This is a genomic window from Methylobacterium sp. 22177, assembly GCF_052045615.1.
In the GTDB taxonomy this organism is placed as follows: Bacteria; Pseudomonadota; Alphaproteobacteria; order Rhizobiales; family Beijerinckiaceae; genus Methylobacterium; species Methylobacterium radiotolerans.
The window spans coordinates 55,801-70,562 of the sequence record NZ_JBQEPK010000013.1 but is presented as its reverse complement, the minus strand read 5'-3'; the positions used below and the strand labels follow the sequence as shown (position 1 = coordinate 70,562).

Genomic DNA, 14,762 nt, shown 5'->3' with positions numbered 1-14,762 from the left:
TAAAAACGCCGGCTCAGCGTGTCGCGCGCTGGCACCCTGCACACAGATCGCGCATGGTCGCCCGCCGAGCGGCCCGCCAACGAGGCCGCGGCGGAGGAGTCCATCATGAGTGCTGGAGTGGCAGGCGCGATCGCGCCTGAGGGAACGCCGAGTTTGCTGTCGCGCGAGCGGATCGTCGCCAAGCCGGGCTTCAATCGCTGGCTGGTGCCGCCGGCGGCCCTGGCGATTCATCTCTGCATCGGGATGGCCTACGGTCTGTCGGTGTTCTGGCTGCCGCTGACCCGGGCGCTCTCCGTGGGCAAGCCGGCGCCCGCCGCCTGCCCCGACATGGGCGTGATGACGGCCCTGTTCACCACCACCTGCGATTGGCGCGTCAGCGACCTCGTCACGGTCTTCTCCATTGGCATCGTCGTGCTCGGCCTCTCGGCCGCGCTGTTCGGCGGCTGGCTGGAGCGGGCGGGCCCGCGCAAGGCCGGCATCGCGGCGGCCCTCTGCTGGGGCGGCGGCTTCCTGATCGGCGCCTTCGGCGTCTACATCCACCAGCTCTGGATCGTCTGGCTCGGCATGGGCCTGATCGGCGGCGTCGGGCTGGGCCTCGGCTACATCTCGCCGGTCTCGACGCTGATCAAGTGGTTCCCGGATCGCCGCGGCATGGCAACCGGCATGGCGATCATGGGCTTCGGCGGCGGCGCGATGATCGGCTCGCCCCTGGCCGACAGCCTGATCAAGGGCTTCCGGACCGCGGATTCGGCCGGCGTCTGGCAGACGCTGGCGGTGATGGGAGTCGGGTACATCCTGTTCATGCTGGGCGGCGCGTTCGGCTACCGGGTGCCGCCGGCCGGCTGGCGGCCGGCCGGCTGGACCAGCCCGACTGCCAAGAACGCCATGATCGCCTCGGGGCACGTCCACCTGCGCGACGCCCACAAGACCTTCCAGTTCTGGATGATCTGGCTCGTCCTGTTCCTCAACGTGTCGGCCGGCATCGGCGTGCTGGCCCTGGCCTCGCCGATGCTCCAAGAGATCTTCGGCGGCGAGCTGATCGGCCTGCCCGGCACCGGCTTCTCGGCCCTCGACGCCGGCCAGAAGGCGCAGGTCGCGGCCATCGCGGCCGGCTTCGTCGGCCTGCTGTCCCTGTTCAACATCCTGGGCCGGTTCTTCTGGGCCTCGATGTCGGACCGGATCGGGCGGAAGGGCACCTACGCGATCTTCTTCGCGCTGGGCGGCCTCCTGTACGCGGCGGCGCCCTGGGCCGCCGGCATCGGCTCGCAGGCGCTGTTCGTCGCGATCTTCTGCGTGATCCTGTCCATGTACGGCGGCGGTTTCGCGACGGTGCCGGCCTACCTCGCCGACGTGTTCGGCACGCAGTTCGTGGGCGCGATCCACGGGCGCCTGCTCACCGCGTGGTCGATGGCCGGCATCGTCGGGCCCTTCGTCATCACCAAGATCCGCGAGGCGCAGGTCGCCGCGGGCGTGCAGGGGGCCGATCTCTACGGCCGGACCATGTACGTGCTGGCGAGCTTCCTGGCGGTCGGCTTCCTCTGCAACCTGCTGGTCCGGCCGCTGGCGCAGCGCTGGTTCATGTCCGATTCCGAGCGGGCCTCCCTGGACGTCCGCGCGGGCGCCACGGCCTCGGGACCGTCCGGCTCCTTCGGCATCGGCCGCGGCGGGTTCAGCGCCGGGGCCGCCGTGGCCTGGGCGGTGGTCGGCATCCCGATCGTCTGGGGCATCGGCATCACCCTGTCGAAGGCGTTCATCCTGTTCCGCTGAGCGGGCGCGCTCGGTTGTGGCGGGCACGGCGGGTCGCTAGGTTTCCGGCGCCTCGCCGTGCCGGGATGCCGTCGTCGTGATCGACAAGCTGGACTTCCTGCTCGCGCTCGCCCGCGAGCAGCATTTCGGGCACGCCGCCGAAGCCTGCGGCGTGACCCAGCAGACGCTCTCGGCCGGCGTGAAGCAGCTGGAGAACCGCTTCGGCGTGCAGCTCGTGCTGCGCGGCTCCCGCTTCCAGGGCTTCACCCCCGAGGGCGAGCGGGTCCTGGAATGGGCGCGGCGCATCGTGGCCGACGCGCGGGCCATGCACGAGGAGGTCACCGGCCTGCGCCGGGGCCTGACCGGCCACCTGCGCATCGCCGCCATCCCCACGGCGTTGCCGATGATCGTGAACCTCACGACGCCCTACCGCGAGCGGCACCCGGACGTGCGGCTGACGGTCGAATCCGCCACCTCGGCCGACATTTTCTCGTTGATCGAGAACCTGGAGGCGGATGCGGGCCTGACCTACCTCGACAATGAGCCCCTCGGGCGGGTGATCTCCGTTCCCCTCTACCGGGAGCGCTACCGCCTCGTGACGGCGATCGGCGGCCCGTTCGACGATCGCGCCAACGTGACCTGGGCCGAGACCAGCCGGCTGCCCCTCTGCCTGCTCACGCCGAACATGCAGAACCGGCGGATCATCGACCATCAGATCCGGGAGGCGGGTGCGGATCCCGCCGCGACCCTCGAATCGAACTCGATGATCGTGCTGCTGACCCATGTGCGCACCCTGCGCTGGGCCTCGATCATGCCGGAGATTCTGGTCGACGCCCTCGGCCCCATGGCGGGCGTGCGCAGCCTCCCGATCACCGCGCCGGACCTGGAGCACACGATCGGCCTCGTCGCCCCGCGGCGCGAGCCGTCCACGCCGATGGTCACGGCCCTCGTCTCTATCGCGCGGTCCCTGGCGCGGACGCTCGATCCGGATCTGGCAGCGTCGGGGCCCGCGTGAGCGATCGGCTCCGCGCCCGGACCGGGGCGCGGCGTGCCGGGAGCAATCCGCGGGTCGCACGGAGCGCGTGCACCGGCAGCGTCAGGAGGAGCCAGAGCGCGAGTACCGCCGCGGTGATGAGAAGCGCCAGCAGGATCCGCTGCATCGAACCCGCCCTCCACCTGTCGGGCTGGCCGAACCCGCGGGCCGGTGATCGGCCGGCGAATCGAGCAGCCTCCGGGACGAGCGACGGTTAACGATTCGTGCTGGCGCCAAGCTGTCGGCCGTTCGGGCCGCAGCGCTCCGAGTTCGCCCGGCCGCGGGCGGGATCGCGGTGTCGGGCAAAGAAAAAGCCGCCCCGTGTCGGAGCGGCTTCCCGTCGGCCGTGGGGCCGCGATGCGGCCCGCGGGCTTACTTGATCTTGGTTTCCTTGAACTCGACGTGCTTGCGCGCGACCGGATCGTACTTGCGCATCGTCAGCTTCTCGGTCTGCGTGCGGGAGTTTTTCTTGGTGACGTAGAAGTAGCCCGTGTCGGCGGTGGAGACGAGCTTGATCTTGACGGTGACGGCCTTGGCCATGGCGCGGCGCTCCTGCAGGGTGCGGCATTCCGCGTGAGCGAAACGCAAATGGCCGGGAGGGCCCGGCCGAATACGGGCGGGTGAATGCCCGATCGGGCCCGGCAGGTCAAGAGCGGGCGCGTCGGCGCTCCGTCGCGGCGAGCCAGCCGGCGAAGGCCAGGAACAGGGCGAGCAGCGCCAGCGCGAACCCGTTCGGCGGCACGAGGTCGAGCCCGCCGCCGATCACCGGCGGTCCCAGCATCAGGCCGACATTGTAGAGCACCACGAAGGCCGCGTTGGCGCCCGCGAGGTCGTTCAGCGGCGTGCGGTCGCCCAGCATCGCGAGGCCGACCGTGTAGAGGGTGCCGGCGATGCCGCCCCAGACGAGGAGGAGCAGACCGAACGCCGCCGGATGGCCGGCCGCGAGGGGGATCAGGGCCGAGCCCGCGGCGCCCGCGAGGCCCGCGCCGAGGAGCACCGCGCCCCGGTCGAGGCGGTCGGCGAGCCAGCCGAACGGGATCTGGAACAGGACGTTGCCCAGCGCGATCAGGCTGACGAGGCCGGCCGCCCCCTGCGCGTCGTAGCCGAGGCGCAGGCCGTAGAGCGGCAGGATGGCGAAGATGCCGGTCTCCACCGCCCCGTAGGCCAGGGCCGCCGCCAGGGCGCCGGGGGCGAGCCGGACGTAGCCGAGGATGCCGCGGCCGGAGCCCGTCTCGATCGTCGGGGACAGGCCGCGGGCCAGGGCGATGGGCAGGCCGCCGGCCAGCATGAGGGCGGCCCCCGTCGCGTAGGGCGCCAGCCCCTCGGTGCCGACCAGGGCCAGCAGCAGCGGTCCGACCGCGAAGCCCGCCGCCAGGACGGTGGCGTAGATGCCCATCACCAGACCGCGCCGCTCCGGCGGGGCGGCGGCGTTGATCCAGTACTCGGAGAGGACGAACAGCGCGCCGAGCGTCGCCGAGAAGACGAAGCGCAGGGGGAACCACAGGGCGATGCCCGGCAGGAGCGGGAACAGCGCGAGGCTGACCGCCCCGACGAGGAGCGCCAGCCCGAGCAGCGGGGCGACGCCGACCCGCGCGGCGAGGCGCGGCACGAACGGCACCGTGCAGATGCTGGCGATGCCCGCCACCGCGGTGTTGAGCCCGATCAGCGTGCTCGAGGCGCCGCGACGCTCCATCTCGATCGAGAGGAGCGGGATCGACAGGCTGAGGCCGATGCCGACGACGGTGACGCAGGTCACGGCCGCCGAGATCGCCGCCACCTCCTCCGACCTGATCCCGCGCCGCTGCTCCTGCTCCAATCCGTTGGAACCGCTCACAAGGCCACCCGCTCGCGCCGCCCGTAGCGCTCGTAGTGGAAGGGGATCATCCGGTAGGGCGCGAAATCGGCGGCGATCTGCGCCTCCAGATCGTCCAGGATCGCGCGGGTTATGGTGGGCAGGTCGAGCTTGCGGGCGGCGTCGAGCCTGACCCAGGCGAGCTCGGTGAACTCGGCGTCGGCCTGGACCCGCCCCGGCTCCTCGGCCGCCACCATGCGGCGGTCGACGGTGAAGAAGCGCGTGTCGAAGCGGCGCACCCGCTTCGGCGGGGTGATCGCGCGGGCGACGAGGTGCAGCGCCTCGAGGTCCGGCAGGACGCCGTGCCGCGCGAAGCCTTCCCAGCCCGCCGGAACGTCCTCGGGAGCGCCGTGCTCGGTCGTGCCCAGCAGCAGGCCGGTCTCCTCGTAGGTCTCGCGGATGGCGGCGAGCGCCAGGGCCCGGCCGAGATGGTGCGGGGGCCGGGAGACCTGCCGGGTCAGCGCCGCCTCGGCGTAGTCGGGCAGCGCCCCAGCCACCGGCATGTGGCGGTCGCCGAGCTCGATCCGGCCGCCCGGGAAGACGAACTTGCCCGGCATGAAGGCGAGGTTCGGGTTGCGCCGGCCCATCAGGACCTTCGGGCTGCCCCGTCCGCGCCGGTCGATCACGATCATGGTCGCGGCGTCCCGCGGCCGCAGGCGCGCGGCAGCGGCGGGCTTCCGCTCAGGAGCTGTGGCGATCTGGGGCTCCTGCTGCGGCAGCGGCAAGGCGTGTCTCCTCCGGTCCCGGGGCGGGGCGGCTCCGCGGTAGCGTGGCGAAGCCGTGCATGCCAAGGGCGTATTGCAGCCCGACGACGGAGCCCTTCACGGGCTGGAGCAGGACCAGCGCGAAGACCAGGGTGAAGACCGGCCAGACGCCCATCTCGACCCAGAGCGGCACGTCGTAGGCGCTCTCAGTCTCGAGGATCAGGTAGCCGACGATGTGGGCGACGATGAAGATCACCACGTAGGGCGGCAGGTCGTCGGCCCGGTGGTGGTGCAGCTCCAGGCCGCAGACGTCGCATGCCGGCCGCACCTTGAGGAAGCGCCCGAAGATCCGGCCCTGGCCGCAATGCGGGCAGCGGCCGATGAAGCCCCGGGCCATCGCGGGGATCAGGCGGGTGCGCTCGGGTATCGCGTCGGCGGCCATGTCCAGGGTCTACACCGCCCGGGTCAGCGGCGCGAGCCGCGGTGGCGCGACCCGGTGTTGCGGATGCCGGGGGGGCGGCCGGGCGGCGCGGCCTTGAAGGCCCGGCCGCCGGCCTTCTTGCCGGGCCCGGCAGTCCGGCCACCGGAGCGGGTCCGGCCCTCGCTGAGCAGCTCGAAGCGCAATGCCCCGGCCACCGGTGCGGCCTCCACGAGCCGCACTTCGACCCGGTCGCCGAGGCGGAACGTCTCCCCGGTGCGCTCGCCCACCAGGGCGTGGCGGCCCTCCTCGTGGCGGAAATAGTCGGCGCCGAGCTGCGAGACCGGCACGAAGCCGTCCGCGCCCGTCTCGTCGAGCTTGATGAACAGCCCGGCCCGGGTGACGCCGGCGATCTGGCCCGCGAAGGTGGCGCCGACCTGGTCGGCGAGGTGGTGGGCGATGAGCCGATCGATCGTCTCGCGCTCGGCCGCCATGGCGCGGCGCTCGGCCGCCGAGATCTGTTCGCCGATCTGCGCCAGCTCGCCGAGGGAGACGTCGCTCGCGAGCCCGTCCGATCCGAGCCGGCAGGCGGTGATCAGCGCCCGGTGCACGATCAGGTCGGCGTAGCGCCGGATCGGCGAGGTGAAGTGCGCGTAGCGGCGCAGGTTCAGGCCGAAATGCCCGAGATTCTCGGGGGCGTAGACGGCCTGGGCCTGGCTGCGCAGGATCACCTCGTTGAGGAAGACGCCGTGCTCGGTCTCGGCCGCGGTGGCGAGGATCCGGTTGAACAGGGCGGGCCGCAGCGCGCCCTCCTTCGGCAGCTTGATGCCGACCGAGGCCAGGACCTCGCCGAGCGCCCGCATCTTCTCCAGGGCGGGCTCGTCGTGGACGCGGTAGATCAGGGGCTGTCGGGCCTGCTCCAGGGTCTCGGCGGCGGCGACGTTCGCCTGGATCATGAACTCCTCGATCAGCCGGTGGGCGTCGAGGCGCTCCGGCACGATCACCCGGTCGACCGCGCCCTCGGGCGAGAGCAGGACCTTGCGCTCGGGCAGGTCGAGGGCCAGCGGCCCCCGGCGGTCGCGGGCCGCGCGCAGGGCCGCGTAGGCCGCCCAGAGGGGGCGAAGGGCCGTCTCCAGAAGCGGCCCGGTCGCATCGTCCGGGCGCCCGTCGATGGCGGCCTGCGCCTGCGCGTAGGCGAGCTTCGCGCGGGAGCGCATCATCACCCGGTGGAAGCCGTGGCGGCGCTTCTCGCCGTCGGCGGCGATGACCATCCGCACCGCCAGCGCCGGCCGGTCCTCGCCCTCGCGGAGGGAGCAGAGGTCGTTCGAGATCCGCTCGGGCAGCATCGGCACGACCCGGTCGGGGAAGTAGACCGAGTTGCCCCGTTCCAGGGCCTCGCGGTCGAGGCTGGAGCCCGGCCGGACATAGGCGGCCACGTCCGCGATGGCGACGGTGAGGATGAAGCCGCCGGGATTGGCCGGGTCGGGATCGGCCTCGGCCATGACGGCATCGTCGTGGTCCTTGGCGTCCGGCGGGTCGATGGTCAGGAGGGGCCGGTCGCGCCAGTCCTCGCGGCCCTTCAGCGTGGCGGGCCTGGCGGCGTCGGCCTCCGCCAGGGTCGCGTCGGCGAAGACGTGCGGGATGTTGTGGAGGTGCAGCGCGATCAGGCTCACCGCCTTCTCGGAACCGAGCGAGCCCAATCGCTCGCGCACACGCCCCTTCGGCAGGCCGAACCGCGTCTCGCGCTCCAGCGAGACGCTGACGAGGTCGCCGTCGCGAGCCTGCCCCTCCTCGCCGGGCGGGATCAGGATCTCGCGGCCCTGCGCGCGCTTCTCGACGGGCACGATCCGGCCGCCCTGTGCGCCGGCCCGGTAGACGCCGATGATCTCGGCCTTGTTCTTGCCGATGACCTTGACGACCCGGCCGGCGTAGCCGCCTTCCGCGTCGCGCTCGACCCGGATCAGGGCGCGGTCGCCGATGCCCGGGGCCGGGCGGTTGCCCTTCCGGGGGCCGCGCGGCTGCACCAGAACGATGGCGGGCGGCTTGCCGGTCCCGGTCCACTCCACCGGGATCGCCAGGAAATCGCCGTGGCGGTCGCGGGAGCGGATGTCGGCCAGCACGACCGGCGGCAGGTGGCCCGCCGGGGCGAGGCCGCCGCGGCCGCGGTCGAGGGCGCCGTCCTCTTCGATCTCCTTCAGGACGCGCTTCAGGTCGATCTTGGCGGCCCCCTTGATGCCGAAGGCCTTGGCGATCTCCCGCTTGCCGACGCGCTCCTTCGACTCGGCGACGAAGGCGAGGATCTGCTCACGGGTGGGGAAGGGCTGCGGAGCGGCGGGCTCGGCCGCCGGGGCGGTGGTGCGTCGTGCCAAAAGGGGGGTGCCGGACAGTTCTGCGATAGACGGGACCCGCGTGCGGGCGCGGGACCGAGGCGTCGGTCCTGTGCGTGTAACATGGGTGTCCCGCCCGCGCGCGGCAACGTTGTCCCGGCAATCCTCAACAGGCGCGATCAGCCCGTCGACGCGCTCTTCCGGATGCGCGCCACGGCCAGGTCCACGTTGAGGCCGGGCGCTAGGAGTTCGTCCAGGGTGAAGGGGCAGGCGCGCGGCAGGGTCAGGTTCACCCGTCCCTCGAGCGGCGCGAGTTCCGGTCTCTCCGCCTCCTGCACGGCGAGCGTCCAGGCGCCGTCCATCCGCACGCTCTCCGGCCCGGGCGGGTCGCCCGCGAGGTCGGCGAGCTTGGCGCGACCCGCGTCGCGGCAGGCGCGGCTCAGGCCGTCATCGGAGAGAAGTGCGGCCTTGATCAGCTCGGCCAGGGCATCCCTGACCCGTTCGACGCTCGCGTTCATGGGCATCCGTCTCGAAGGCCGCGGCCGGTCGCAGGTGCGTGGCAAGCCGGATGCCAGCGCGCCTCGTCCCGTCGCCGATGGTCTCCCGCGATCCGTCGGGTGTAGAAGGCGCGGATGATCCCGGTCCTGACCCGCCACACCGAGGCCGTGCCGCTCTATGCCGCGGCCTGCGCCGAGCTGCGCCTGCGCGGCTTCGAGGGCGACCTGACGCTGTCGGATGCCGACCGCACGGTCTTCTCCACGGACAACTCGATCTACCAAGTGGCGCCCGGGGGCGTGGCGTTTCCGCGCACCCGCGACGACCTCGTGCGCATCGCCAAGCTCCTCGACGACCCGCGCTTTTCCGAGATCGTGATCCGGCCCCGGGGCGGCGCGACCGGCACCAACGGTCAGTCGCTGGGCCACGGCCTCGTGGTCGACACCTCCCGGCACATGAACCGCATCCTGGAGATCGACGTCGTCAACCGCGTCGTCCGGGTCGAGCCGGGGGTGGTGAAGGACCAGCTCAACCGGGAGCTGGCCAAGCACGGCCTATTCTTCGCGCCCGAGCTGTCCACGTCGAACCGCGCCACGATCGGCGGCATGATCTCCACCGATGCCTGCGGGCAGGGCTCATGCCTCTACGGGAAGACCCGGGACCACGTCCTGGCCCTGACCTGCGTGCTCACCGACGGCACGGTCTGGACCGCCGAGCCCCTGGACGCGGAGGGCCTCGCCGCCGCCAAGGGCCGCGACGACCGCGTCGGCGAGATCCACCGTACCGTCGACGCCGTCGTCACCGAGAACGCGGCGCTCATCGCCGAGCGCTTTCCCAAGCTCAACCGCTGCCTCACCGGGTACGACCTCGCGCATCTGCGCGACGCGGCCGGCCGGTTCGACCTCAAGAGCGTGATCTGCGGCTCCGAGGGGACGCTGGCGCTGATCGCCGAGGCGCGGCTCAACGTTCTGCCGATCCCGAAGGCCGCGGTCCTGGTCGCGCTGTCCTACGTGGATTTCGACGCGGCGCTCCGCGACGCGCAGGCGCTGCTGCCCTTCGGCGCCGCCTCGGTGGAGACCATCGACTCGACCGTGCTGGCGCTCGCCCGCAAGGATCCGATCTGGGCCGAGGTCCGGGCCTTCTTCCCCGACGACCCGGCCGGGCGACCGGTGGACGGCATCAACCTCGTGGAGTTCGTCGGCGACGACGAGACCGTCGTGGAGGCCGCCCTCGCGCGGCTCACCGGGATGCTGGAGGCCGAGCGCGGCACCGACACCAAGCGCCTCGGCTTCACCATCGCCCGGGGCGAGGCGATCGAGCGGCTCTGGACCATGCGCAAGAAGGCGGTGGGCCTGCTCGGCGCCGCCAAGGGCGACGCGCGCCCGATCCCGTTCGTCGAGGACACGGCGGTCCCGCCGGAGCGGCTCGCCGACTTCATCGCGGAGTTCCGCGCGCTGCTCGACGGCAAGGGGCTCCGCTACGGCATGTTCGGCCACGTCGATGCCGGCGTGCTGCACGTCCGGCCGGCCATCGACCTGAAGGATCCGGCCCAGAACGGCCTGATCCGCGAGGTCACGGAGGGGGTGGTCGCGCTCACCGCCAAGTACGGCGGCCTGCTCTGGGGCGAGCACGGCAAGGGCTTCCGCTCGGAATTCGTGCCGGAGACGTTCGGGCCGCTGATGCCGGCGCTGGAGGCGGTCAAGCGCGCCTTCGACCCGGTCGACCGGATGAACCCGGGCAAGATCGCCTCGGCCAGGGGCGCGGGCCTCACCCGGATCGACGGCGTGCCGCGGCGGGGCGAGCAGGACCGCGCCATCCCGGCGCCGGTCCGGCACGACTTCGACGCGGCGCTCCACTGCAACGGCAACGGCGCCTGCTTCAGCTTCGACGCGGACGAGGCCATGTGCCCGTCCTGGAAGGCGACGCGGGAGCGGCGCCACTCGCCCAAGGGTCGTGCCTCCCTGATGCGCGAGTGGCTGCGCCGCGCGGCGGAAGCCGGGGTCGACCCGGCAGCCGAGCTGGCGCGGCAGCGCGCCGGGTGGCTGCGCGACGTGGCGGCGACCCTGCGGAGCCGCCTCCGCGGCCGGTCCGAGGCCGACGACTTCTCCCACGCCGTCAAGGAGGCGATGGACGGCTGCCTCGCCTGCAAGTCCTGCACGGGGTCGTGCCCGATCAAGGTCGACGTGCCGACCTTCCGGGCGAAGTTCCTGGCGCTCTACCACACGCGCTACGCCCGGCCGCTGAAGGACCATCTCGTGGCGGCGCTGGAGCCGCTGCTGCCGCTGGCGGCGCGGGCGCCGCGCCTGAGCAACGCGGTCCTGGCCAACCCGCTGGCCCGGCTGATCCTGGCCCGGGCCGGGCTGGTCGCGATCCCGGCCCTGTCGCCGGTCGCGCTCGCGGCGCGGCTGGCGGAAAGCGGCGTCGCCGTCGCGACCTCGGACGCCCTGGCCCGACTGGATGCGCAGGAGCGCGCGCGGTCCGTGCTGGTGGTGCAGGACGCCTTCACCAGCCACTTCGACGCGGCGGTCGTGGCCGACAGCTGCGAGCTCCTCGCCGCCCTCGGCTTCCGGCCCTGGCTCGTGCCCTACCGGCCGAACGGCAAGCCGCTGCACGTGCACGGCTTCCTGGCGCGGTTCGCCGCCGTCGCCCGGTCCAACGTCGCGATGCTGCGCGACCTCGCCGGGCACGGCGTGCCCCTGGTCGGGATCGACCCGTCGATGACGCTGACCTACCGGTCCGAATACGCGCAGGCGCTCGGCGGCGACCTTCCGAAAGTCCACCTCCTGCAGGAATGGCTCGCCGGCCGCCTCGACCGGATCGCGCCGGGGCACGGCGGGCGCACGCTGCGGCTGCTGCCGCACTGCACCGAGCGCACCAACGCGCCGGGCGCGGTGCGGGACTGGCAGGCCGTGTTCGCCCATCTCGGCCTGCGGCTCGAAGTGCCGGCCGCCGGCTGCTGCGGCATGGCGGGGACCTACGGGCACGAGGCGCGCCACCGCGCCACCTCAGAGGCGATCTACGGCCTGAGCTGGGCCCGCCACGTCGCCGAGGCGCCCGGCTGCACGCTGCTGGCGGACGGCTATTCCTGCCGCTCGCAGGCCAAGCTGGTCGACGGCGTGCGGCTGCGGCACCCGGCCCAGGCGCTGCTCGAGCATGTCCGTGCGGCCGCGGCGGCCGCCGCGCCGTTCCATCCCGAGCGCGCCGCGGCGGTGGCGCCGTGAGCCCCGCCATGAACGTCGCGGTCGTGGGGGCCGGCGCGGTCGGCTGTTACTACGGATTTCTCCTGGCGCGGGCCGGCCACGCGGTGACGCTGATCGGCCGTCCCGCCCTGGTCGAGGCGGTGGAGAAGGCCGGTCTCGTGCTGGAGAGCGCGGCCGGGACGGCCTCGGTGCCCGTCCGGGCGACCGATGCGGGGGCGGGCGTGTCGGGCGCCGACCTCGTGCTGGTCTGCGTGAAGTCGGGCGACACCGAGGCGGCGGGCGCGATGATCGCCCGCCATCTCGATCCGGCCGCCACGGTCCTCAGCCTCCAGAACGGCGTCGACAACGCCGAGCGGCTCGCCGCCGTGCTGGGCCGCCCGGTCGTGCCGGTGGCGGTCTACGTCGCCACCGCGATGGCCGGCCCCGGCCACGTCCGGCACAACGGGCGCGGCGACCTGATCCTCGGCGCGTCGGGGACGAGCGCGCGCGTCGCCGCCGCGTTCGCGGCGGCCGGCATCCCGACCACCGTCTCGGCGAAGGCCGTCGACGCGCTCTGGGCGAAGCTGATCATCAACTGCGCCTACAACGCCCTGTCGGCCCTGACGCAGCTGCCCTACGGCCGCCTGGTGGAGGGCGATGGCGTGACCGCGGTCATCGCCGACGTCGTCCAGGAATGCGCGCGCGTCGCCGAGGCCGAGGGCGTGTCGGTGTCGCCCCGCATCCTCGACGACGTGATGGCGCTCAGCGCCGCCATGGCCGGCCAGCGCTCGTCCACCGCCCAGGACCTGGCCCGCGGCCGGCCGAGCGAGATCGACCACCTCAACGGCACGATCGTGCGCAGGGGCGCGGCGCACGGGATCCCGACGCCGGTCAACCGGCTGCTGCACGCGCTGGTCAAGCTCGCCGAGCGGCGGGACTGAGGCCGTCCTTGCACGGGCATGGACGTCGGCGGCCCGGTCCGCGGCGGGCGGTCACGCCCGCGCGGCGGCGTTGGCCTTGCGGGTCGCGGCGGCCTTCCGGGCGGAGGCGGAGCGCTCCGCGGCCGTCCGCCCGGCCGAGGCCTTGCCGCCGGACGCGCCGCCCTTGTGGGCGGCCGGGTGGCCGGTGGCCTTGCCGCGGCCCGATCCGCCCGGCTTCTTGCCGCCGCCGTCGTCCTTGTTGACGGTGGCCCAGGCCCGGGCCTCCGCCTCCTTCTCCGGCACGCCGCGGGACTCGTACGACTCGGCGATGTGCTCGGCCTTGCGCTTCTGCTTGTCGGTGTATTTCGACTTGTCGCCCTGGGACATGGGCCGTCTCCCGAAGCTCAGCCTACCCCGGTCGGACCGTCGAGGATCGCGCGGACGCGGCGGACTAGCTCCGTGCGCCGGTAGGGCTTGTTCAGGAGATCAAACTCCGAGCCGCCGATATCGGTTCGTTCCAGGCTCGCCTCCGCGTAGCCCGTGGCGAGCAGCACCTTGAGCTTGGGCTGGCGGCGCCGGGCCTCGCGGGCCAGGAGCACTCCGTTCATGCCCCCCGGCATGATCAGATCGGTGAACAGCAGGTCGACCTTCCCGCTCGAATCCAGGATCTCCAGGGCCTCGCGGGCGTTGCTCGCCACCAGCGTCGTGTAGCCGAAGTCCCGCAGGATCGTGCGGGCGAGCTCGGCCACGTCCTCGCGGTCGTCGACGATCAGGATCGTCTCGGTGCCCTGGCGGTCCACGGCCCGCAGCGAGACCTTCGCGGGCGCGTTGACGTCGCCGTCGGTCGCGGGGAACGACAGGCGCACCGTCGTGCCGGCCCCCACCGCCGACTCGATCTGCGCGGCGCCCCCCGACTGCTTGGCGAATCCGTAGACCATCGACAGGCCGAGGCCCGTGCCCTTGCCCTCCTCCTTGGTGGTGAAGAACGGGTCCATCACCCGGGCGAGCACGGCGGGCGGGATGCCGGTGCCGGTGTCCTTGATGGCGATGCTGACGTAGCGGCCGTCGCGCAGCGGCCCGATCTCGCGACCGCGCGAGGCGACCTCGCTGTTCTCGGTGGAGATCCGGACGGTGCCGCCCTCCGGCATCGCGTCGCGGGCGTTGATCAGGACGTTCAGGATCGCGACCTCGGCCTGGGTCGGGTCGACGCGGCAGTTCCAGAGATCCGGCGCGAGATCGAGTTCGACCTTCACGGCCTCGCCCACCGAGCGGGCGACCATCTCGCCCATACCCTCGATCAGGGTGTTGAGGTTGACCGCGCGTCCGTCCAGCCGCTGCTTGCGGGCGAAGGCCAGCAATTGCTGCGTCAGCGTCGTGGCGCGCTCGGCCGCCTGCCGGATGTTCTCGGTGGCGCGGCCGAGCCGCGCGCGGTCGGCGTCGGGCTTCTCCAGGCCGGCCGCCAGGATGTCGACGTAGCCGACGATCACCTGCAGCAGGTTGTTGAAATCGTGCGCGATGCCGCCGGTGAGCTGGCCGAGCGCCTCCATCTTCTGGGCCTGACCCAGCGCCTCCTCGGCGTCGCGGCGGCGCGAGACGTCGAGCTGCGAACCGAAGTAGTACACGAGCTCGCCGTCGGCATTGTAGACCGGAGAGACGAACAGGGCGTTCCAGAACGTCGAGCCGTTCTTGCGGTAGTTCAGGATCTCGGTGGCGAATTCCCGCTTCTCGGCGATCGCCGCGCGGACCTGCGCGACGCTGTCGCGATCGGTGTCGGGACCCTGGAGGAAGCGGCAGTTGCGCCCGATCAGCTCTTCCGGCGTGTAGCCGGTCATCGCCAGGAATGCCCGGTTGGCGAAGATGATCGGGTTGTCGGGCTGGCGCGGATCGGTGACGATCATCGGCATCCGCGTCGTCTCGACGGCCGCGAAGAAGATGTCGCTCTTGCGGTCGCTGATGTCGCTCGGGGCGCTGTCCCGGATCGGCGGACTCGGCCCGGAGGGCGGCGTTTCTGGCGTCTCAGACATGCGAGGCGGTCGTCACCTTCCAGGCCGGGAAAGACCTCTGCGCGCGGTCGATCACGAAATGCGT

The 14,762-nt window shown here is 72.6% G+C and carries 12 protein-coding genes; 4 read left to right on the top strand and 8 right to left on the bottom strand.

What is annotated here, in order from left to right:
* Positions 1 to 105 precede the first annotated feature (105 nt).
* Together ACTJK8_RS14335 and ACTJK8_RS14330 are read left to right on the top strand one after the other, a co-directional pair.
* Positions 106 to 1,767, top strand: coding sequence for an OFA family MFS transporter (locus ACTJK8_RS14335; protein ID WP_440762090.1), 1,662 nt, complete (start codon positions 106 to 108; stop codon positions 1,765 to 1,767).
* A 76-nt stretch (positions 1,768 to 1,843) separates the two neighbouring features.
* Positions 1,844 to 2,761 (top strand): LysR family transcriptional regulator, encoded by a 918-nt coding sequence (locus ACTJK8_RS14330; RefSeq protein WP_024829236.1) that lies wholly within the window; start codon positions 1,844 to 1,846, stop codon positions 2,759 to 2,761.
* A 390-nt stretch (positions 2,762 to 3,151) separates the two neighbouring features.
* Here ACTJK8_RS14330 and rpmG read toward each other — a convergent pair whose 3' ends face one another.
* The 6 genes from rpmG to ACTJK8_RS14300 all read right to left on the bottom strand — a co-directional run bounded on the left by rpmG (position 3,152) and on the right by ACTJK8_RS14300 (position 8,598).
* The gene (rpmG, locus tag ACTJK8_RS14325) at positions 3,152 to 3,319 is read right to left on the bottom strand and encodes a 50S ribosomal protein L33 (protein ID WP_012320513.1); all 168 of its coding nucleotides are present in this window, start codon (positions 3,317 to 3,319) and stop codon (positions 3,152 to 3,154) included.
* Between the two features lie 106 nt (positions 3,320 to 3,425).
* On the bottom strand, positions 3,426 to 4,613 hold the full coding sequence (locus tag ACTJK8_RS14320; RefSeq protein ID WP_234740692.1) for an MFS transporter: 1,188 nt from the start codon (positions 4,611 to 4,613) through the stop codon (positions 3,426 to 3,428).
* Positions 4,610 to 5,356: an NUDIX hydrolase gene (locus ACTJK8_RS14315; protein ID WP_012320511.1), complete on the bottom strand. Its 747-nt coding sequence runs from the start codon at positions 5,354 to 5,356 to the stop codon at positions 4,610 to 4,612. The genes ACTJK8_RS14320 and ACTJK8_RS14315 overlap by 4 nt, the downstream gene beginning before the upstream one ends.
* Positions 5,313 to 5,777, bottom strand: coding sequence for a DUF983 domain-containing protein (locus tag ACTJK8_RS14310; protein WP_024829237.1), 465 nt, complete (start codon positions 5,775 to 5,777; stop codon positions 5,313 to 5,315). Before ACTJK8_RS14310 ends, ACTJK8_RS14315 begins: the two co-directional genes overlap by 44 nt.
* 23 nt (positions 5,778 to 5,800) lie before the next feature.
* Positions 5,801 to 8,122, bottom strand: a complete 2,322-nt coding sequence (rnr, locus tag ACTJK8_RS14305) for a ribonuclease R (RefSeq protein WP_058606207.1) — start codon at positions 8,120 to 8,122, stop codon at positions 5,801 to 5,803.
* Between the two features lie 137 nt (positions 8,123 to 8,259).
* Positions 8,260 to 8,598: a hypothetical protein gene (locus ACTJK8_RS14300; RefSeq protein ID WP_043074193.1), complete on the bottom strand. Its 339-nt coding sequence runs from the start codon at positions 8,596 to 8,598 to the stop codon at positions 8,260 to 8,262.
* A gap of 114 nt (positions 8,599 to 8,712) precedes the next feature.
* Between ACTJK8_RS14300 and ydiJ the strand changes: the two genes are divergently transcribed.
* A complete protein-coding gene (gene ydiJ / locus ACTJK8_RS14295) occupies positions 8,713 to 11,796 on the top strand; it encodes a D-2-hydroxyglutarate dehydrogenase YdiJ (RefSeq protein WP_440762089.1) in 3,084 nt (1,027 codons plus the stop codon).
* Between the two features lie 8 nt (positions 11,797 to 11,804).
* Positions 11,805 to 12,695, top strand: a complete 891-nt coding sequence (locus ACTJK8_RS14290; RefSeq protein ID WP_440762088.1) for a ketopantoate reductase family protein — start codon at positions 11,805 to 11,807, stop codon at positions 12,693 to 12,695.
* A gap of 51 nt (positions 12,696 to 12,746) precedes the next feature.
* Here the strand turns inward: ACTJK8_RS14290 and ACTJK8_RS14285 are convergent, their stop codons facing one another.
* Both ACTJK8_RS14285 and ACTJK8_RS14280 read right to left on the bottom strand, forming a co-directional pair.
* A complete protein-coding gene (locus ACTJK8_RS14285) occupies positions 12,747 to 13,061 on the bottom strand; it encodes a hypothetical protein (RefSeq protein ID WP_012320505.1) in 315 nt (104 codons plus the stop codon).
* 17 nt (positions 13,062 to 13,078) lie between these two features.
* A complete protein-coding gene (locus ACTJK8_RS14280; RefSeq protein ID WP_440762087.1) occupies positions 13,079 to 14,698 on the bottom strand; it encodes a hybrid sensor histidine kinase/response regulator in 1,620 nt (539 codons plus the stop codon).
* Positions 14,699 to 14,762: the final 64 nt, after the last annotated feature.